Source organism: Vibrio sp. 704 (assembly GCF_033339295.1).
This window is the reverse complement of sequence record NZ_JAWOUH010000024.1, coordinates 1-18,706: the sequence shown is the minus strand read 5'-3', so window position 1 is coordinate 18,706 and position 18,706 is coordinate 1. Positions and strand designations below refer to the sequence as shown.

At 46.3% G+C, this 18,706-nt stretch carries 18 protein-coding genes and 1 tRNA gene; 7 read left to right on the top strand and 12 right to left on the bottom strand.

All coding sequences use genetic code 11. From position 1 onward, the window contains the following. From frdC to frdA, 3 genes are read right to left on the bottom strand one after another with little or no spacing between them, the layout of a single operon-like run. A complete protein-coding gene (frdC, locus tag R7R24_RS21555) occupies positions 1-384 on the bottom strand; it encodes a fumarate reductase subunit FrdC (protein ID WP_005381491.1) in 384 nt (127 codons plus the stop codon). Between the two features lie 2 nt (positions 385-386). After that, positions 387-1,145 carry a succinate dehydrogenase/fumarate reductase iron-sulfur subunit gene (locus tag R7R24_RS21550; RefSeq protein WP_053307393.1) on the bottom strand — a complete coding sequence of 253 codons (759 nt, stop codon included), beginning with the start codon at positions 1,143-1,145 and terminating at the stop codon, positions 387-389. Next, a complete protein-coding gene (frdA, locus tag R7R24_RS21545; RefSeq protein ID WP_005381487.1) occupies positions 1,145-2,944 on the bottom strand; it encodes a fumarate reductase (quinol) flavoprotein subunit in 1,800 nt (599 codons plus the stop codon). The genes R7R24_RS21550 and frdA overlap by 1 nt, the downstream gene beginning before the upstream one ends. A 435-nt stretch (positions 2,945-3,379) precedes the next feature. On the opposite strand from frdA, the gene epmA reads away from it, so the two are divergent. The 4 genes from epmA to R7R24_RS21525 all read left to right on the top strand — a co-directional run bounded on the left by epmA (position 3,380) and on the right by R7R24_RS21525 (position 6,493). After that, entirely contained in the window at positions 3,380-4,351 is a 972-nt protein-coding gene (gene epmA / locus R7R24_RS21540; RefSeq protein ID WP_005381485.1) for an elongation factor P--(R)-beta-lysine ligase, read from the top strand. 9 nt (positions 4,352-4,360) lie between these two features. Continuing rightward, positions 4,361-4,735, top strand: a complete 375-nt coding sequence (locus tag R7R24_RS21535) for a VanZ family protein (protein WP_005381482.1) — start codon at positions 4,361-4,363, stop codon at positions 4,733-4,735. A gap of 21 nt (positions 4,736-4,756) precedes the next feature. Then, positions 4,757-5,392 carry a TetR/AcrR family transcriptional regulator gene (locus R7R24_RS21530; protein ID WP_042523716.1) on the top strand — a complete coding sequence of 212 codons (636 nt, stop codon included), beginning with the start codon at positions 4,757-4,759 and terminating at the stop codon, positions 5,390-5,392. Positions 5,393-5,536: 144 nt separating this feature from the next. Beyond that, entirely contained in the window at positions 5,537-6,493 is a 957-nt protein-coding gene (locus tag R7R24_RS21525) for a DHH family phosphoesterase (protein ID WP_191116271.1), read from the top strand. Positions 6,494-6,566: 73 nt separating this feature from the next. Here the strand turns inward: R7R24_RS21525 and R7R24_RS21520 are convergent, their stop codons facing one another. The 5 genes from R7R24_RS21520 to R7R24_RS21500 form a co-directional block, all read right to left on the bottom strand. Then, positions 6,567-7,712 carry a murein hydrolase activator EnvC family protein gene (locus R7R24_RS21520; RefSeq protein WP_191116270.1) on the bottom strand — a complete coding sequence of 382 codons (1,146 nt, stop codon included), beginning with the start codon at positions 7,710-7,712 and terminating at the stop codon, positions 6,567-6,569. 27 nt (positions 7,713-7,739) lie between these two features. Beyond that, a complete protein-coding gene (gene cysE / locus R7R24_RS21515) occupies positions 7,740-8,561 on the bottom strand; it encodes a serine O-acetyltransferase (protein ID WP_005381475.1) in 822 nt (273 codons plus the stop codon). 78 nt (positions 8,562-8,639) lie between these two features. Further along, the gene (gene gpsA, locus R7R24_RS21510) at positions 8,640-9,677 is read right to left on the bottom strand and encodes an NAD(P)H-dependent glycerol-3-phosphate dehydrogenase (RefSeq protein WP_005381474.1); all 1,038 of its coding nucleotides are present in this window, start codon (positions 9,675-9,677) and stop codon (positions 8,640-8,642) included. 195 nt (positions 9,678-9,872) lie between these two features. Further along, entirely contained in the window at positions 9,873-10,337 is a 465-nt protein-coding gene (secB, locus tag R7R24_RS21505) for a protein-export chaperone SecB (protein ID WP_005386410.1), read from the bottom strand. A gap of 225 nt (positions 10,338-10,562) precedes the next feature. Then, on the bottom strand, positions 10,563-10,997 hold the full coding sequence (locus R7R24_RS21500) for a rhodanese-like domain-containing protein (RefSeq protein ID WP_005386415.1): 435 nt from the start codon (positions 10,995-10,997) through the stop codon (positions 10,563-10,565). A gap of 547 nt (positions 10,998-11,544) precedes the next feature. On the opposite strand from R7R24_RS21500, the gene gpmM reads away from it, so the two are divergent. Next, a complete protein-coding gene (gene gpmM, locus R7R24_RS21495) occupies positions 11,545-13,077 on the top strand; it encodes a 2,3-bisphosphoglycerate-independent phosphoglycerate mutase (protein WP_005381471.1) in 1,533 nt (510 codons plus the stop codon). Between the two features lie 82 nt (positions 13,078-13,159). Here gpmM and R7R24_RS21490 read toward each other — a convergent pair whose 3' ends face one another. The 4 genes from R7R24_RS21490 to rsgA form a co-directional block, all read right to left on the bottom strand. Next, on the bottom strand, positions 13,160-14,047 hold the full coding sequence (locus R7R24_RS21490) for a DMT family transporter (RefSeq protein ID WP_005386417.1): 888 nt from the start codon (positions 14,045-14,047) through the stop codon (positions 13,160-13,162). Positions 14,048-14,179: 132 nt separating this feature from the next. Then, complete coding sequence (locus R7R24_RS21485; protein ID WP_025768799.1) at positions 14,180-15,595, bottom strand: SLC13 family permease; 1,416 nt, start codon at positions 15,593-15,595, stop codon at positions 14,180-14,182. Positions 15,596-15,761: 166 nt separating this feature from the next. Continuing rightward, positions 15,762-16,619: an archaetidylserine decarboxylase gene (gene asd, locus R7R24_RS21480; protein WP_005381465.1), complete on the bottom strand. Its 858-nt coding sequence runs from the start codon at positions 16,617-16,619 to the stop codon at positions 15,762-15,764. Positions 16,620-16,735: 116 nt separating this feature from the next. Next, positions 16,736-17,800: a small ribosomal subunit biogenesis GTPase RsgA gene (gene rsgA / locus R7R24_RS21475; protein WP_025768798.1), complete on the bottom strand. Its 1,065-nt coding sequence runs from the start codon at positions 17,798-17,800 to the stop codon at positions 16,736-16,738. Positions 17,801-17,929: 129 nt separating this feature from the next. On the opposite strand from rsgA, the gene orn reads away from it, so the two are divergent. Then, complete coding sequence (orn, locus tag R7R24_RS21470; RefSeq protein WP_017635574.1) at positions 17,930-18,475, top strand: oligoribonuclease; 546 nt, start codon at positions 17,930-17,932, stop codon at positions 18,473-18,475. 156 nt (positions 18,476-18,631) lie between these two features. Beyond that, a tRNA-Gly gene (locus R7R24_RS21465) sits at positions 18,632-18,704 on the top strand. Positions 18,705-18,706 lie beyond the last annotated feature (2 nt).

Here is an 18,706-nt window from a genome sequence, read left to right as displayed (position 1 = left end):
TTACACCACGATGAGAACGATCAGTGAGATGAACGCAACAGCGGCCCACTGAGTCAATACGATGATCTTCTTGTCCACTGGTTTGCCCTTCAAACGAATTGGCATTACTTGTGGCATCATGCTGAAGAAAGTTTGAGCGTGGAATAGGCTACCGAGTAGTGCAACGATGTTGATTGCGACGACGATTGGGTTCGCCATGAACGCTAACCAACCTTGCCATGCTTCAGGACCTTTCACCAAGCAACCTAAACCGAAAGTTAGGAACAGAGTGAATAGGATTAACGGAAGCACCGTCGCTTCACGTAGCATGTAGAAGCGGTAGAAAGGATGGTTCTTCCACCAAGTGCGTTTAACTTCACGAACGTAAGGTTTACGATTGCTCATCCTTATGCCTCCACTTTCTTTGGTGAACCATCAGGTTTCAACATAGCAATCACGAAGTCCATAGAAGACTCCACTTTGCCTTGGTTTACTGCCGCTGCTGGGTCAACGTTCTTCGGACAAACTTCAGAACAGTAACCAACAAACGTACAACCCCAAGCACCGTTTTCACCGTTGATAAGCTTCATGCGCTCATCTTTACCGTTGTCACGGCTGTCTAGGTTGTAGCGGTGGGCTAGCGTTAGTGCAGCAGGACCGATGAACTCTGGGTTAAGACCAAACTGAGGACATGCGGCATAGCACAGACCACAGTTGATACAGCCAGCGAACTGCTTGTATTTCGCCATCTGTTCTGGCGTTTGCAAGTTCGTACCGTCTTCTGGTTTACGATCGTTACCAATGATGTATGGTTTGATTGCTTCTAGGCGCTCGATGAATGGCGTCATATCAACAATCAAGTCTTTCTCGATTGGGAAGTTCGCTAGAGGCTCGATAGCCACACCGTCTGGGTAGTCACGTAGGAAGCTCTTACAAGCAAGTTTCGGTACGTTGTTCACCATGATGCCGCAAGAACCACAGATCGCCATACGGCAAGACCAACGGTAAGACAGATCTTTGTCTAGGTGGTCTTTGATGTAACCAAGTGCGTCAAGTACAGACATGGTTTCATCGAATGGGACTTCGAATGTTTGCTTGTATGGTTCTGCATCTTTTTCTGGGTCGTAACGCAGGATGTCTACTTTTTGAATGCGATTTGCTGACATTATGCTTGCTCCTCTGCGTTCTTCTCTTCAGCCGCTGCTTTTTCTGCTGCTTCACCGTATAGACGAGCTTTTGGTTGTGACTTAGTGATGGTCACATTGCTGTAATCGATACTTGGTGCTGACTCTGGCTTGTAGAAAGCAAGTGAGTGTTTTAGGAAGTTCACGTCATCACGTTCTGTACAACCGTCGTCTAGACGCTGGTGCGCGCCGCGCGATTCTTTACGTAGAATCGCAGAGTGAACCATCGCTTCTGCGACTTCTAGGCCGTAACCCACTTCGATTGCGTATAGAAGGTCTGTGTTGAACACTTTACCTTTGTCTTTGATGCTGATGCGTTTGTAGCGTTCTTTCAACTCAGTGATTTTGTCGATAGTCGCTTGCATCAAATCTTCTTGGCGGTAGATACCACAGCCCGCTTCCATGGTGTGACCCATTTCTGTGCGGATCTCTGCCCAGTTTTCGTCGCCTTCTTGGTTCATCAGTTTCGCGATGCGTTCTTCAACTGCTTTTACTTGCGCGTCAATTGCCGCGTCGTTCCAGCCTTTGAATTCTGCCGCACGTTTCACTGCGTTTTCACCAGCTACGCGGCCAAATACCACGAATTCAGCCAGTGAGTTAGAACCTAGACGGTTCGCACCGTGAAGGCCAACAGATGCACATTCACCAACCGCGAATAGGCCTTTAATGCGAGTTTCACAGCCGCCGTCCGTTTCAATACCACCCATGGTGTAGTGAACGGTTGGACGAATTGGAATCGGCTCTTTTGCTGGGTCTACGTTTACGTAAGCTTTTGCTAGCTCACAGATGAACGGTAGACGCTCTTGTAGGTACTCTTCACCAAGGTGGCGAAGGTCTAGGTGCACCACGTCACCCAGTGGGTGTTTGATGGTGTTGCCTTTCTGTTGTTCGTGCCAGAAAGCTTGAGAAACTTTGTCACGAGGACCCAGTTCCATGTATTTGTTCTTCGGTTGGCCAACTGGAGTTTCAGGGCCCATGCCGTAATCTTGTAGGTAACGGTAGCCATTCTTGTTAACGATGATACCGCCTTCACCACGACAACCTTCCGTCATCAGGATACCTGTGCCTGGAAGACCGGTTGGGTGGTATTGAACGAATTCCATATCACGTAGAGGAACGCCGTGACGGTAAGCCATTGCCATACCATCGCCCGTTACGATACCGCCGTTGGTGTTACAGTGGTAAACACGGCCCGCGCCACCTGTTGCTAGAACAACAGATTTTGCTTTGATAGTAACAAGCTCGCCTTCAGACATGTGAATAGCAATCAGACCTTGAACTTCGCCTTCATCAACAAGCAGATCCACCACAAAGTACTCATCAAAACGTTTGATGTTGCTGTACTTCATTGATGTCTGGAATAGCGTATGAAGCATGTGGAAGCCAGTTTTGTCTGCAGCGAACCAAGTACGTTCAACCTTCATACCACCAAAGCGGCGTACGTTGACTTCACCGTTCTCTTTACGACTCCATGGGCAACCCCATTGCTCCATTTGGATCATTTCGCGAGTCGCGTTCTCTACAAAGTATTCAACAACATCCTGTTCACATAGCCAGTCACCACCACCAACAGTGTCGTTGAAGTGGTTGTCTAAGCTATCTTCATCCTTGATAACTGCTGCTGAGCCACCCTCTGCAGCGACCGTGTGGGAGCGCATTGGATAAACTTTAGAAATCAGAGCGACTTCTAAGTCTGGGTTTGCTTCAGCCGCTGCAATAGCAGTACGAAGACCAGCGCCGCCTGCGCCGATGACTGCGATATCTGTGGTGATAATTTGCACAGTTATCCTCCAGTGTGTGATTGCGGAAATCCGCTTGTTATTGTCATTACGAGGCGCTCCTTAAAAAGAACTCCCCAAAAGTAGTAGGGTTAGTGTAGATGAGCCACATGGCAGAAAAATTGATGTAATTGGGTTTTTGCTTCGGTAATGCACTTAAGGGCATAGAATTTATAGGTTATGTGACTGCTATCACGGCATCGAGGTTTTGGCCCTCAAGCATTAACATTAGGGATGTTAAACCCGTGTTGCGTGACATTAACCGCATGGATAATAGGATTTTAACTGAGTGTTTTTTGTTCTGCGGCACGAGTAATGCTTGCCTCAAATTTGCGAGCACATTAGTAAAAAGAAGAAGGGATATTCCTCTCTTCTTGAAGAGGAAAAAGCATGTAGAATGAGACTTTCCTCGCTGAATTAAAGTTTGAGAGACTTGTTATGCAAACCAACTGGCAACCTACTGCTTCCATTGACCAACTTCGTCAACGTGCGACGTTAATCGCGTCGATTCGACAATTCTTCGCTGACCGACAGGTGATGGAAGTCGATACGCCAGCCATGAGTCACGCAACCGTGACTGACATCCATTTGCATACTTTCCAAACCGAGTTTGTTGGCCCAGGCTATGCCGATGGCAGTAAGCTGTTTTTTATGACCAGCCCAGAATTCCATATGAAGCGCCTTTTGGCTGCGGGCAGCGGTTGTATTTATCAAATCAACAAAGCATTTCGTAATGAAGAGAATGGTCGCTACCACAACCCTGAATTCACGATGTTGGAGTGGTATCGCGTTGGCTTTGACCATCATAAATTGATGGATGAAATGGATGACCTGTTGCAGCTGGTATTGAAGTGTGGCGCAGCGCAGCGCATGACGTATCAGCAAGCCTTCATTGATGTGTTGGGTGTGTGTCCACTGGAAGGCTCGATGACTGAGCTGAAAGCGGCGGCAAGCAAGCTGGGTTTGAGTGACATTGCTGAGCCAGAAGAAGATCGCGATACGCTGCTGCAACTACTATTTAGCGTGGGAGTAGAAAACAAAATTGGTCAGGACGTGCCGGCTTTTGTGTACGACTTCCCTGCATCACAGGCGGCGCTTGCGAAAATCAATCCTCAAGATCATCGCGTCGCGGATCGTTTTGAAGTGTACTTTAAGGGGATAGAGCTGGCGAACGGATTTCATGAACTGGATAACCCGAAAGAGCAATTAGCGCGCTTTGAACAAGATAACGCAAAGCGTATCGAAATGGGTTTAAAACCACAGCCGATCGATTATCATCTGATCTCTGCACTGGAAGCAGGGTTGCCAGATTGTGCAGGGGTCGCGTTGGGTATCGATCGTTTGATCATGCTGGCGCTAGGCTGTGACCACATTGATCAAGTGACGGCCTTTCCATTTCCAATTGCATAAGGACGTCCAATGAACCTGACGGCTGCACGTTTCGTCATCTTTAGCTACGCCATATTGATCGCTTTTTTATCTCTGAGTTCAGGTGAACTGCAAGACTGGGGCAATATCGCGTATCTCGACAAAATGCAGCACGCTATGGCGTATAGCGGCTTTGCGTTTTTAGGTTGCTTTTGCGTGTGGCGTTGGCGTCAACGTTGGGCGGTGGCGATTGGTATTTTGCTATTCAGCGCCGTTATTGAGTGGTTGCAAGGGTATGTAGGGCGACAAACTTCTTGGTTAGACCTTGTCGCCAACTCAACTGGCATCTTAACTGGTCTGTTATGTTACCGTATTTGGAGCCTCTATCGACCTAGGTTGGTGAAGTCGCTATACTCGATTCGTTAATGAAGAGGGAACACGATAACAATGAAAACGCGCGACAAAATCGTCTACGCGGCACTGGAGTTGTTCAACCAACATGGTGAGCGAAACATCACCACCAATCACATTGCCGATCACATCGAAATTAGCCCTGGTAATCTGTATTACCACTTCCGCAATAAGCAAGAAATCGTTCGTGAGATCTTTGCGCTTTATTCAGCAGAACTTTTAGAAAGATTTACCCCTATTCAAGGTTCGCAAGAGAGCCTTACTATGCTGAAGAGCTACCTAGACTCTATTTTTACCTTGATGTGGAAATACCGCTTTTTCTACGCAAACTTACCAGAAATCCTGTCACGAGATGAACAGCTACACGAACAGTACATCGATGTGCAAGAGAAGCTGCAAGCGAACCTCATTGCTATTATGCAAGAGTTCGTAACGATGAAGCTGTTGAAAGTCGATCAACAACAGTTGAAGTCATTGGTATGTACATTGCACTTGATTGCGTGTAGTTGGTTGGCGTATCAATCCGCGATGGCTTCAAAAACCAACATTACCGAGCAAATGGTGAAGCAAGGGATGTTGCAGATGCTTAATGTCGTTAAGCCATTAGCAACTGAGCAGGGCTTAGAGCAGCTACTGTTATTAGAAGATGCGGTTAGCAATCTACACAGTTAAACGTCAAACTGCTTAATATTTCGAGAGTCACTCTCATTTTCGAGTCGTGGCTCGAGTTGACTTGTCAAATATGCCACGCACAATAGTCCCATACGCTAAAAACCCTTGCAGGGATAAGATTCTCGATAAAGGAACTATCGCCCCATGAATTACGACATTTTTAATGGTGATGCTGATGGCATCATTGCTCTTCTACAATTGCGTTTGGCTGATCCTGTCGATGCCCAGTTAATAACCGGTGTAAAGCGCGACATCAAGCTGGTGGAAAAAGTAGACGTGCAAGCGGGTGATGAGCTGACTGTGTTAGACATTTCGATGGAAAAGAACATGGCAGGTCTAGAGCAAGCTTTGGCTCAAGGCGCGCACGTCTTTTACGCCGATCATCACAAAGCGGGCGACATTCCTCAGCATGGTAATTTGGATGCGCACATCGATCTCGATGCCAACATGTGCACGGCGTTGATTGTCGATAAGTTGCTTGATGGGCGTTTTCATGACTGGGCGATTACGGCGGCTTATGGCGATAACATGATTGCTAAAGCCGATGAGTTAGCGAATAACGCGGGCTTGTCGCAGCAACAGAAAGAGCAGCTAAAAGAGCTGGGTACTTTAATTAACTACAACGGCTACGGATCGAAGGTCGAAGATTTACACTTTCATCCTGCGGAGCTGTACCGAGCTTTGCTGAAGTACACGTCGCCATTTGAAGCTATTGAAGATAAGGCCTCGCCATACTACCAATTGCAATCGGCTTACCAACAAGACATGGAGGCGGCTCTCGCAGTGCCTGCCATGCATGAGAGCGGTAAGCTGAAGTTGTTTGAGTTACCAAACACGGCGGCATCACGCCGAATCAGTGGTGTTTATGGCAACTGGCTGGCAAACCAAAACCCTGACTCTGCGCATGCGGTACTTACTGAAAATGCAGATGGGACTTATACGGTTTCACTCCGTGCCCCGTTAAACAATAAACAAGGTGCCGTGGCCGTGTGTGGTCAGTTCCCGACAGGTGGGGGGCGAGAGGCGGCGGCAGGAATCAACGCGTTAAGCAAAGATGATGTGAATGCTTTTATTGATGCGGTAGAAACCTACTACGCATAGTATTTTCCAAAATATGAATACAAAAAAGGAGCCGAGTGGCTCCTTTTTTATGACAAGTCAATAAGTCAGATAATTAGCGCTTTAACCAAGATTTCGGATTCTGCGCTTCACTATTACGACGAATTTCGAAGTACAGCGATGGCCTGTCTTGACCGCCCGTATCACCCGCGAGAGCAATCACTTCGCCGGCGGTGACTCGGTCGCCTTCTTTTTTAGTTAAGGCTTGGTTGTAACCATAGAGGGTCATGTCACCTTTGCCGTGGTCGAGCAGTACCACTAAACCGTATCCGCGCAGATACTCCGCAAATACGACAGTACCAGGATAAACGGCTTTCACTTGTTGACCATAGTTGGCAGACAGCACCATGCCCTTCCAGTTTACCTGCCCGGTTTGTCGCGTACCAAAGTTGTGTAACACACTGCCTTTTAGTGGCCAAGGCAACTTACCGCGCTGTTTGCCGAGTCCGTCCATTGGCACCGCATTACGCTTCGCTGCTTTGGCGATCTCTGCTTTTAAACGGGTTTCGTTGCGTTGCAGCTCTGCTAAGTAGCGTTTGTCATTCTTGATACTGCTCTGAATTTTATTCAGGGTTTGCTTACGCTTGGATTGTGTACTCGCTAGCGCTGTACGTTTTTCGGATTGCTGCTTGAGCAGAGTCTCGATTTGCTTTTTTTCTAGCTCGAGCTGGTTTTTGTTGTGCGCTAATTCTTGGGTTATTTTGGTGATCGCATCAATCACTTCAGCACGTGCTTTAGCTAAATGCTGGAAGTATTGGCTCATGCGGTCTTCTTCCACACCTTGATTTAACAAGTGACCATTGGCCTTCGCTCGCTCGGTTACGTAATACGTTTGCAGCAGCTGTTTGAGTTCTTCTTCTTGCTCTTGACGCTGTGCTTCTTGCAAGGCAATTTTCTCTTCCAGGTTTTCTATGTTTTTGTCTGCTTGTGCGAGGTTAGACTTGGTTTGTCGTATTTCACGCTCAAGCTTAGAAATACCAAGCTCTTGATCTTTTAGTGATTTCTGTAACTCATTGAGCTGCTTTTCTTGGGAAGAGAGCGATTTGCGCTGACGGCTTATCTCACTGGATACGCCTTTGAGCTCTTGCTGACTCACAGCAGAGGAGGTAATGGGATAAGTGGCAGATAAAGCACAAGTTAATAAAATAGCCGAGCGTAGAACAGGGTGATTTTGTTTTCGCACTTGAGAGTTACCTACCACGTTGTTGTCAAAAAGGTTTGTTGACGATTAAATACCATCTCCATGGATAAAGCTTTGCGACTTGCCGTTAAAGCCTTGATCCATATCGAGAGAGGGTTTGTCCGTTTTTGGACGTCCGACGATTTTTGCAGGCACGCCAGCCACCGTTGTGTGAGGAGGCACGGCTTGCAATACCACAGAGCAAGATCCGATTTTCGCGCCTTCACCGACTTCGATATTGCCAAGAATCTTTGCACCAGCTCCGATCATCACACCCTCACGAATTTTCGGGTGACGATCACCGCATTCTTTACCAGTACCACCAAGGGTGACATCTTGCAGTATAGACACGTCGTTTTCGACCACGGCAGTTTCACCAATCACGATGCCTGTTGCATGGTCGAGCATGATGCCACTACCAATGCGCGCTGCAGGGTGGATATCGACCTGACATGCTACCGAAATCTGATTTTGTAGGTAAGTCGCAAGAGCGTGACGACCTTGCTTCCACAGCCAGTTTGCTACTCGGTAGCCTTGCAGTGCGTGATAGCCTTTTAGGTACAGCAATGGCATTGAGTACATTGAAACAGCAGGGTCGCGATTGACCGTGGCACAAATATCACAAGCCGCACCGTCAGTGATGGTTGGATCAGCCGCAAAGGCTTCTTCAACCACTTCACGCACAGCCATCGCTGGCATGGAAGCGGTGTTCAATTTGTTAGCCAGAATATAACTCAGAGCGGCACATAAACTTTCATGCTTGATAATGGTGGCATGATAGAAGCTTGCCAGCATAGGCTCTTGTTCTGACATTTCACGGGCTTCTGAGACAATTTTGTTCCAGACTTTTTGTTTTTCGCAGTGTTTCATTCTCAATATCCAGAGTGGTTCTTCCGTGACCCGACAACTTCAATTTTTCTCAGATGAGCTGCAAAGGGCGGTAGATTGCTACTTTCCTTCGGCTTTTTTGTCACGAGCAAGTAAATCTTGCGCTGCTAAGCGCGCATCTTTTCCTTGATACAATACTTGATAAATTTGATCAACTATCGGCATCTCAACACCCATACGTTGAGAAAGTAGCCATACTTCTTTTGTATTGCGGTAACCCTCAACCACTTGGCCAATTTCTTCTTGAGCCGTATCAACGTCTTTACCTTGGCCTAATGCCAAGCCAAAGCGTCGGTTACGTGATTGGTTATCGGTACATGTCAGGACAAGATCGCCTAAACCCGCCATGCCCATAAAGGTTTCTGGCTGTGCACCTAGCGCAGCACCAAGGCGACTCATTTCAGCCAAGCCACGAGTAATTAATGCAGTACGGGCGTTGGCGCCAAAACCGATACCATCAGACATACCCGCACCAATCGCAATAACGTTTTTCACAGCGCCGCCCAATTGCATACCAATAAAGTCACTATTGGCATATACGCGGAAGGTTTTGCTACAGTGGATTTTTTCTTGTAGATCCGCAACAAATTCAGAATCTGGAGACGCAACTGAAATTGCAGTCGGCATACCCATTGCGAGCTCTTTCGCAAACGTTGGGCCAGACAATACTGCTAGTGAGTAGTTTTCACCGATAATGTCATAAGCAACGTCTTTCAGTAGGCGCCCCGTTTCAGGTTCAAGCCCTTTGGTTGCCCAACAGATGCGAGAGTCTTCGCGCAAGAATGGTTTACAGCTGTTTAGCACGATGCCAAAGACATGGCTTGGAACCACAACCAACAAATCTCGGCTTGCTTGAACGGCTTTTTCTAAATCCGATTCAATGATCAAGCTTTCAGGGAAATCAACACCTGGTAAGAAGGCATGGTTAGCTCGGTCTGCTTCTAGGCGAGCCATGTGCTCTGGCTCGTGTCCCCAAAGGACAACGTTCGCGCCGTTACGAGCGAGTGAGATTGCCAAAGAGGTGCCGTATGAGCCTGCGCCAATCACAGTCATTGCGATGTCTTTACCGTAAGCATTGTTTGTATTTGCTTGTGTCATGCTACCGCCTAATTGTCTTGCTACTAGTAGAATCTAGTTCCTAATCGTCAAATTTTACGCCTTCTGGCGATTAGGAACTAGGAACTTTTGTCAGAAATAAAAAATGCACATTGCATCGAATGGTAGACGCTCTGTGCATTTTATTTGAGTCGGTGACGTCAGCACTGTGGCTATTCGTCACTTATAAAACGTGAATTACGCTTCAGCTTCGCCTTGTTGAGCTTGCTGTTGTAGGTAGTTCATGAATAGCGCGTCAAAGTTTACTGGCGCTAGGTTCAGTTGAGGGAACGTACCTTTAACGACTAGGCTTGAGATAGTTTCACGAGCGTATGGGAATAGGATGTTCGGGCAGAATGCGCCTAGGCAATGTGCAAGTTGACCAGCTTCCATTTGTTCAGCAGTGAAGATACCACCTTGTTGAACTTCACATAGGAACGCAGTCTCTTCTTCGTTCTTCACAGTAACGGTTAGGCGTAGAACCACTTCGTAAACGCCTTCACCAAGCTCACGGCTTTGAGTGTCTAGGTCTAGTTTAACGTCTGGGTTCCACTCTTTCTGGAAAATTACTGGAGAGTTCGGCGCTTCAAAAGAAACGTCTTTTAGGAAGATGCGTTGAATTGCGAAGTTTTGTTGTGCGTCTTGAGGTGCTGCTTCAGCCATTTTTTAATCCTTAAATCAATATTTGTTGAGCCTAGAAACGTCTAAGCTCAGAAAACTGGTATGTCCTGAGACTAACTGAGCCAATCTACCTTGACTAGATGAAGCGTGTATTACGTGCAAAGCGTCACAACTTAGTGCTCCAACTGCTTTCAATTTGCTCAGTTTTTTGTCCGCGAGGCTTGGTAAAAGCGCGTTTAAATGCGAACTTTCGTTCTTGCCACGTTCCTACTTCTTACCGCGAACTAACGGCAGGTTCGCTTCGTTCCACGCAATCAAACCATTTTTTAGTAGGCTCACGTTTTCGAAGCCAGCTTTTACTAGTAGGTTTGCGCTTTCTTGAGCGGTCTGTCCTGTCTTACATACAACAATGATTGGGTCTGATTTGTGGTTTTCAAGGCTACCCAAGTTACCCGCTTTGATGTCTGACGGTAAAATGTGAAGTGAGTCGGTGATATGACCTTTTTTGAACTCGTCCTTGGTACGGATATCCACTACAACGCCGTTTTCACGGTTCATAAGATGAGTCAGTTGGTTTACGTTGATTTCTTTGTATGCGGCTGTCGCTGATTTCACGATGTTCATGATAAAGGCGACAAGAAGACCTACCCAAACCAAAGATAGAATCATGTTCTGTTGGAAAAATTCAATGTACTCTTGCATGTCTTGAGCTCTTACGCTGTTGGCGGAAAAATAAAGCAGGAGTATAGCGAGGTTACGGCTCTTAGGCGAGAGGGTTAAAATTTTCTAACGAATAATTGAGATCTCTATAAACCCGTTATGCCCTTACTATCCGTACATTTCGCTCTGGTAGCTTGATTGCTTTTGCCTATTGGACTTATCGGTTTAAGTGACTTCTGTTTTACTGAGAAAAGAGAACAATAGGTATTAACCCATCTTGTTTGATGTTGCTTTAAATTAGCACTGTTTCAAGTGCAAAAATAAGAATGAGAAGCGTAAGAAAACCGAACTTAGACTGGGGTGTACAAAGCGTATTAGGAATGACTATGCTTGTGGAACACGTTTGTCGGCACTGACTCGTTGTTCGCTTAACTTGTAAGATAGCAACAATAAATCGCAAACATTATTTGATCTTAACCTACAGTTTTGGTTAAAAAGTGTAGTAAAATTACGCTAGTTTTGTTTCAAGGTTAGATAGGGCAGCGAGGCCCTACGCCAAAAGTTACTTAAATTTGATGAGGTCATCACTATGTCAGCTAAGAAGCCACTGGCTCTAGTTATCCTTGACGGTTACGGTTACCGTGAAGACACAGCAAGTAACGCAATTGCGAATGCGAAAACACCAGTAATGGATGCTCTGATTGCGAATAACCCACACACATTAATCTCTGCTTCAGGCATGGATGTTGGCCTTCCTGATGGTCAAATGGGTAACTCTGAAGTTGGTCACACTAACATTGGTGCAGGCCGCGTTGTATACCAAGACCTGACTCGTATCACTAAATCAATTGCTGATGGTGAGTTCGAACAAACGCCTGCGCTAGTTGAAGCAATCGACTCTGCTGTGAAAGCTGAAAAAGCAGTACACATCATGGGCCTGATGTCTCCAGGCGGTGTTCACTCTCACGAAGACCACATTTACGCTGCAGTTGAAATGGCAGCGGCTCGTGGCGCAGAGAAAATCTACCTACACTGCTTCCTAGACGGCCGTGACACACCACCACGTAGTGCTGAAAACTCACTACAACGTTTCCAAGACCTATTTGCGAAACTAGGTAAAGGCCGCGTTGCTTCTCTAGTAGGTCGTTACTACGCAATGGACCGTGACAACAATTGGGATCGCGTCCAAGTTGCTTACGATCTTCTAACTCAAGCTAAAGCTGAGTTCACAGCAGAAACGGCAGTTGCAGGTCTAGAAGCGGCTTACGCTCGTGAAGAAAACGACGAATTCGTTAAAGCAACAGCTATCAAAGCAGAAGGTCAAGAAGACGCAATCATGCAAGATGGTGATGCGGTTATCTTCATGAACTACCGTGCTGACCGTGCACGTCAAATCACTCGTGCATTCGTTCCTGCATTTGACGGCTTTGAGCGTGCAGTATTCCCAGCAATCAACTTTGTGATGCTGACTCAATACGCGGCTGATATCCCTCTAGCTATCGCATTCCCACCTGCGTCTCTAGAAAACACTTACGGTGAGTGGCTATCTAAACAAGGTCAAACTCAGCTACGTATCTCTGAAACAGAGAAATACGCACACGTGACTTTCTTCTTCAACGGTGGTGTTGAGAACGAATTTGAAGGCGAAGAGCGTCAATTGGTTGCTTCTCCAAAAGTTGCAACGTACGACATGCAGCCTGAAATGAGCTCTCCAGAACTAACAGATAAGATGGTTGCGGCTATTAAGTCTGGTAAGTTCGATACCATCATCTGTAACTACCCGAACGCAGATATGGTTGGTCACACTGGCGTTTATGAAGCGGCTGAGAAAGCAATCGAAGCTCTAGATGAAAGCGTGGGTAAAGTGGTTGAAGCAATCAAAGAAGTTGGCGGTCAACTATTGATCACTGCGGACCACGGTAACGCAGAAATGATGATCGACCCTGAAACTGGCGGCATCCACACTGCTCATACTAACCTACCAGTACCTCTAATCTATGTAGGTGACAAAGCGGTTGAATTCAAAGAAGGCGGTAAACTGTCTGACCTTGCACCAACCATGCTTTCTCTAGCTGGTCTAGAAATCCCAGCAGAAATGACGGGTGAAGTACTAGTTAAATAGTTAACTAACGGCTCCGAATGACAAAAGCCCGAGTTTAAACTCGGGCTTTTTTGTATCTGGCAATAAGGGCTGGTCTGTAAGGTTACTGAACCAAAATGCCCGCACCAATCACAGCTAGGGCTGCGCCCAACCATGCAAATCGGTTTGGTCGGCGTTTAGTGTAAATCCAGAGCAGTGGTAGCAACATAATTGGCGTGGTTGAAGATAGAAGTGCAACCATACCTACATTTCCTTCTTGCAGTGCGTATAAGATTAGCGTCATGCCGACGGCCATCGCCAAGAAACCATTAAGCGCAGTAATACCAAATATGCGCCAAGTAATGTGTTGCGTCGAGCGAGCGACTTTGACTCCTAGAATTAACAACATGCTGTGGGCGAAAAAGGCACTGATCATTCGAATAGCAGAAGCCGCAACTGGGTCAATACTGGTTTGCATTACTGGCTTGGCGATGATGCCGCCCAATGCTTGGCACATTGCTGCGGTTAAGCCAAGTCCAATACCCACCCAGATGTTACCTTTAATGTCTTCCAAGACGTTATTCACTTGACCTCTTCGGCCAAAGAATATCGCCATCACCACGCCGCTAAATACCAATGATGCGCCCAGTAGTTCTATTGTGGTCATGACTTCGCTAAATAAGAAGTAGCCCAAGATGGCAGAGAACACGGCGTGGCAAGAGAAGAGTAACCCGGCTTGTCTTGGCCCCATACGATTCAAACACGCGAATAGAGCGGTATCGCCAATAAAAATACCAATCAGTCCTGAGGCCATCATTGGCGTTACATGTTCCCAAGAAACCGTTAACCAGCCGCCAGTTATCCAAGCCATTGTTGATAAGATCACGGCTGTGCAGCCCATACGCCAGCGGCTGTAAGAAAATGCGCCTAGGTGTTGTGCAGGAATGACCGAAATTAGGCTAGAAACTGCCCACAGAAAAGCGGCGCATAAAGCAAGCCATTCGTAACCCATGATGTGTCGACGTCCTTGTAGAGTAGAGGAGTCTTAATATGCACGAAATTTATGGGATGTAAAAGCCGCTCTGTAAGGGCAGTAGCTGGAGAGCAGCTCCATGACAACACGCTTTTTCATGGAGCTCTTCGATTAAAACAGTACCAAAACTGCGCCATACACGATAAGTAGACCAATCAAACCGAGAATCAGGCCTACTTTCGCCATGTCTTTGCTCTCGATGAGGCCTGTTGAATAAGCCAAAGAGTTTGGTGGTGTGGAAACCGGTAAGATCATGCCAAGTGATGCGGAGAAGGCGACGACAACCAGTAAACCTTGTAGGCCACCAACCGCAATAAGGCTTGGCATGGATGTACCAATAGCGGCAGCAATAGGCATCAATAAGTTTGCCGTTGCGGTATTAGACATAAAGTTCGCCATTAACCAGCACACTACCGATAGGGCTAAAACAACGGCAAATGGTGATAGCAGGCTGTAATCAATGGCGTGCGCTAATGCTTCGGCTAAGCCCGTTTTGTCTAAGGCAATACCAATTGCTATACCACCGGCAACCAGCCATAAAACATCCCAGTTAATCAGCTTGAGCTCTTCTTTTCCCATAATGCCCGTTAACGTGAACACTGCTAGTGGGATAATCGCGACAACGTATGTATTCATGCCATGCACTTTCGTTGTCATCCAAAGCACAATGGTTAGTGCAAAAGTGATGTAGACGACGATCGCACGCCAGCTCCTTTTGAATGTACCATCTAGCTTTAGTTTCATTTCTGGTTCGCTAGACGGAAACAGCTTTTGCAACAAGAACCAAGCTACAGTGAGTTGTACCAACACAAATGGTAGACCCATTGTCATCCACGATAGGAAGTCTATCGCGTTTTCTCCAGTGAGATATTGAAGCGCTATCGCATTAGGTGGCGTGCCTATCGGAGTCGCAATGCCGCCTGTATTCGCGGCAATTGGAATACACAACACCAGTGCTTTAATCCCTAAATCCCCTTTAGGTGCTGAAGCGACGATGGGGCCAAGCAGGGCTAGCATCATCACGGTCGTGGCAGTATTGGACATAAACATTGAAAAAACGGCGGTAATTAACATCAAGCCCAGCATGATGAACTTAGGTTGTGTGCCGAATGGTTTTAGTAGCACTCGGGCGAGGTTGTTGTCGAGCTCGTATTTGGAAGCCGCAATCGCGAGAGCAAAACCACCCATAAAAAGAATAATGATCGGTGAAGAGAAGGCCGAGAAAATATCGGTGTAAGCAATTAACTCTCCTAAATCATGCCCCGCTGGTGGATTGCGAAATAGATGCAAACCTTTATCCGATATCATGATCAGTTCAAGAGCGATAATAAGAATGGACGTAGCAAAAACGGGAACCGGCTCGAGAACCCAAAGTAGGGCAGCAAGAAGAAAAATAGCTAACAGGCGATGCTGAATTAAAGTGAGATCGTCAATAGGAATAGCATCGATCGGCATCATCAAAACACCGAGCGGAATTAAAAAGCACACCAGCAATTTCGCCAACGTGTTTACACTCATCTTTGGCATTGGCTGCCCCTCTAAATATTCATTCTAAGCGCAGGATAATTGATTGTGGAATGAGGGTCTTAGAGGCAGGTATGAGTTTGAGAAATAGAGGCTAAATTTCGAACGGAGTTTTGCTTTTTATCAATAAAAAGAGCCCTTAATAAAGGGCTCTTTAACGGTGTTTTACTTATTTTTTCAAGGCGTAAGGTGTGCCCATAACGGTTGGCTTACCGTTTTCCATGCTTGCGTCAAACTCAATCGCGTCTTTGGCAAACAGGTTAATAACAGTAGAACCCAGTTTGAAGCGGCCCATCTCTTCGCCTTTTTTCAAGATCACGGCCTTGTCACCCTCTGCTGGGTAATCCCATTTGTAGACAGTGTTTCCACGAGGCGGAGTGATAGTGCCAGCCCATACTTGCTCAATGCTACCAACAATTGTCGCACCAACAAGCACCTGTGCCATTGGACCAAACTCAGTATCGAAGATACACACCACACGCTCGTTACGTGCAAATAGGTTCGGTACGTTTTCTGCTGTCAGAGGGTTTACTGAGAACAGGTCACCTGGTACGTAAATCATTTGGCGCAGAGTGCCGTCACATGGCATGTGTACACGGTGGTAATCGCGCGGAGATAGGTACAATGTGGCAAAAGAACCATCTTTAAATTCGTCCGCTAAATTCGCGTCACCGCCCAGCAATTCTTGTGCTGAGAAGTGATGACCTTTTGCTTGGATAAGTTGACCATCTTCAATAGGGCCAAACTGGCTAACACAAGCGTCGGCTGGATGAGTGATGACGTTTTCGCCTTCAGAAATTGGGCGTGCGCCTTCTTTTAGCTCACGAACGAAAAACTCGTTGAACGTTTTAAAATGCTTAGGATCTGAGTGCTTTGCCTCATCCATATTCACATTGTATTGTTTGATAAACCAACGAATAACTGCTGTTGTTAGACCGCCAGCTTTTGCTGAAGCCAGTTTACCCATTAGGCGAGTGAGGCCGTGTTGTGGGATCCAGTACTGCAGTCCAACTTTAAACTTGTCCATCTTTAATTCCGATACTTCTGTTAGATTCGCGCTTTAGGGCGCGTGATGTTACTGAAATTTAATTTGCTTGTCAGTATTAGGTGAAGACTTTTTACACAGTTACAGCCTTAACTCAATTACAGATCGGCTTTTTTATTACGTGAATACTGACGATTTGCTTTGTTTTCAACCATGCTTTCCAAAATACGATGATAATTTTCAAAGCGAGTTTCGTTAATTTCCCCGTTCTCGACAGCTTCACGTAGAAGGCAGCCTGGGTCATCATTGTGTTTACAATCTCGGAACTTGCAACCGCCTAAATATGGTCGAAATTCAACGAATGCTTTTGTTACTTCTTCTGCTTCCAAATGCCAAAGACCAAATTCACGTACTCCAGGTGAGTCGATCAAATCGCCACCCGTTGGAATGTGGTATAAACGTGCAGCCGTCGTGGTGTGTTGGCCCAAGCCAGAGTTCTCAGAGACTTCGCCTTCTTCCACTTCGCTCTCTAGTTCCGGCATTAACGCGTTGACTAAGCTGGATTTCCCTACGCCTGATTGACCAACAAAGATATTAATTCGATCACGCAGCAGGGTTTCTAGTTCAGCAATGCCTTCTCCAGACTTCTTGCTGACCAGAAGCACTTTATAGCCAATACGTTCATATTCTTTGAGCCATTCTTCATACATTGCACGGTCATCGGCTTCTAGAAGGTCGACCTTATTTAAGACCAACAATGGCGCAATATTCAGTGTTTCTGATGCAACGAGATAGCGGTCAATAATATTTAGCGATAGCTCTGGTAATACCGAAGAGACAATGACCATTTGATCAATATTGGCTGCAACGGGTTTTAGGCCATCGTAATAATCTGGACGAGTGAGCACTGAAGAGCGAGGTTCTACCGCTTCAACAACACCAGAGATGCCCGCCATAGACTCCAATCCTTCGCGCCATAAAACACGATCGCCAGATACTAGAGACTCAATACCACGGCGGAGGTTACAGCGTTGAATTTCGCCTGTTTCAAGGTCTTCAATGTCCGCGTGCTGACCAAAACGAGTGATCACGAGACCTTGCTTGCTGGCGCCTAGCATGTTTTCATCCCACTGGATGGACTCTTCTTGCTTCTTCAAACGCTTTTGTTGGTTGCTACGTACGCGTCGCACCTGACCTTTGGTTAACTTTTTCTTCTTTGCCACAATTCTGTACTTTATGTGAATTTACTCAAATGGTTGAGCCGTACTCTTGGCTCCGTGTATGAGTATCGTGTTTCTCGTATTTTGAGGTATAGTACCTCTTTTATCGATAAACAAATAGGCGGCGTAACCATGTCCTTTAGCGATCAAAACCTAATTTGGGTTGATTTAGAGATGACAGGGCTTGATCCTGAAACGCACAAAATCATCGAAATTGCTTCTATTGTCACGGATAGCGAACTAAATATTTTGGCTGAAGGTCCAGTGTTAGCGATTCATCAGCCGGAAGAAGAACTGGCGAAAATGGACGACTGGTGTACTAATACGCATACGGCAAGCGGTTTGGTTGAGCGCGTTCGAAACAGTCAAATCTCAGAACAAGACGCAGTCGCACAAACCATTGAATTTTTAGAAAAATGGGTGCCAAAAGGGGCGTCGCCAATATGTGGTAACAGCATTGGGCAGGATCGTCGCTTTTTATACAAGCATATGCCTGAGCTGGAAGAGTTCTTCCATTACCGATATGTTGACGTTAGTACTCTTAAAGAACTAGCACGTCGCTGGCAACCTGAGGTGCTAAATGGGTTCACAAAACAGGGAACACATTTGGCCTTGGACGACATTCGTGAGTCCATCGCAGAACTTAAGTACTATCGAGGTACTATTTTCAAGATTTAACTGTTAAGGTTGCGATCCAAATTGTTGTAATTTATATCGCTTTTGATTGCTTTTTCGTCGTTCAGTAAAAAAATAAAGTTTTTTTGAAGGAAGGACTTGCATCACAAAAAAATGCTCTTATAATTCGCAGCCCTAAACAGCGGAAACGTTGTTGATGCGACACTAGCTCAGTTGGTAGAGCGCAACCTTGCCAAGGTTGAGGTCACGAGTTCGAACCTCGTGTGTCGCTCC

Excerpts from the sequence above, each read along its gene's own strand:
- frdC (WP_005381491.1), bottom strand. The coding sequence starts at position 384 with ATGAGCAATCGTAAACCTTACGTTCGTGAAGTTAAACGCACTTGGTGG.
- R7R24_RS21550 (WP_053307393.1), bottom strand. The coding sequence starts at position 1,145 with ATGTCAGCAAATCGCATTCAAAAAGTAGACATCCTGCGTTACGACCCA.
- epmA (WP_005381485.1), top strand. The coding sequence starts at position 3,380 with ATGCAAACCAACTGGCAACCTACTGCTTCCATTGACCAACTTCGTCAA.
- R7R24_RS21535 (WP_005381482.1), top strand. The coding sequence starts at position 4,361 with ATGAACCTGACGGCTGCACGTTTCGTCATCTTTAGCTACGCCATATTG.
- R7R24_RS21530 (WP_042523716.1), top strand. The coding sequence starts at position 4,757 with ATGAAAACGCGCGACAAAATCGTCTACGCGGCACTGGAGTTGTTCAAC.
- R7R24_RS21525 (WP_191116271.1), top strand. The coding sequence starts at position 5,537 with ATGAATTACGACATTTTTAATGGTGATGCTGATGGCATCATTGCTCTT.
- cysE (WP_005381475.1), bottom strand. The coding sequence starts at position 8,561 with ATGAAACACTGCGAAAAACAAAAAGTCTGGAACAAAATTGTCTCAGAA.
- gpsA (WP_005381474.1), bottom strand. The coding sequence starts at position 9,677 with ATGACACAAGCAAATACAAACAATGCTTACGGTAAAGACATCGCAATG.
- secB (WP_005386410.1), bottom strand. The coding sequence starts at position 10,337 with ATGGCTGAAGCAGCACCTCAAGACGCACAACAAAACTTCGCAATTCAA.
- R7R24_RS21500 (WP_005386415.1), bottom strand. The coding sequence starts at position 10,997 with ATGCAAGAGTACATTGAATTTTTCCAACAGAACATGATTCTATCTTTG.
- gpmM (WP_005381471.1), top strand. The coding sequence starts at position 11,545 with ATGTCAGCTAAGAAGCCACTGGCTCTAGTTATCCTTGACGGTTACGGT.
- R7R24_RS21490 (WP_005386417.1), bottom strand. The coding sequence starts at position 14,047 with ATGGGTTACGAATGGCTTGCTTTATGCGCCGCTTTTCTGTGGGCAGTT.
- R7R24_RS21485 (WP_025768799.1), bottom strand. The coding sequence starts at position 15,595 with ATGCCAAAGATGAGTGTAAACACGTTGGCGAAATTGCTGGTGTGCTTT.
- asd (WP_005381465.1), bottom strand. The coding sequence starts at position 16,619 with ATGGACAAGTTTAAAGTTGGACTGCAGTACTGGATCCCACAACACGGC.
- orn (WP_017635574.1), top strand. The coding sequence starts at position 17,930 with ATGTCCTTTAGCGATCAAAACCTAATTTGGGTTGATTTAGAGATGACA.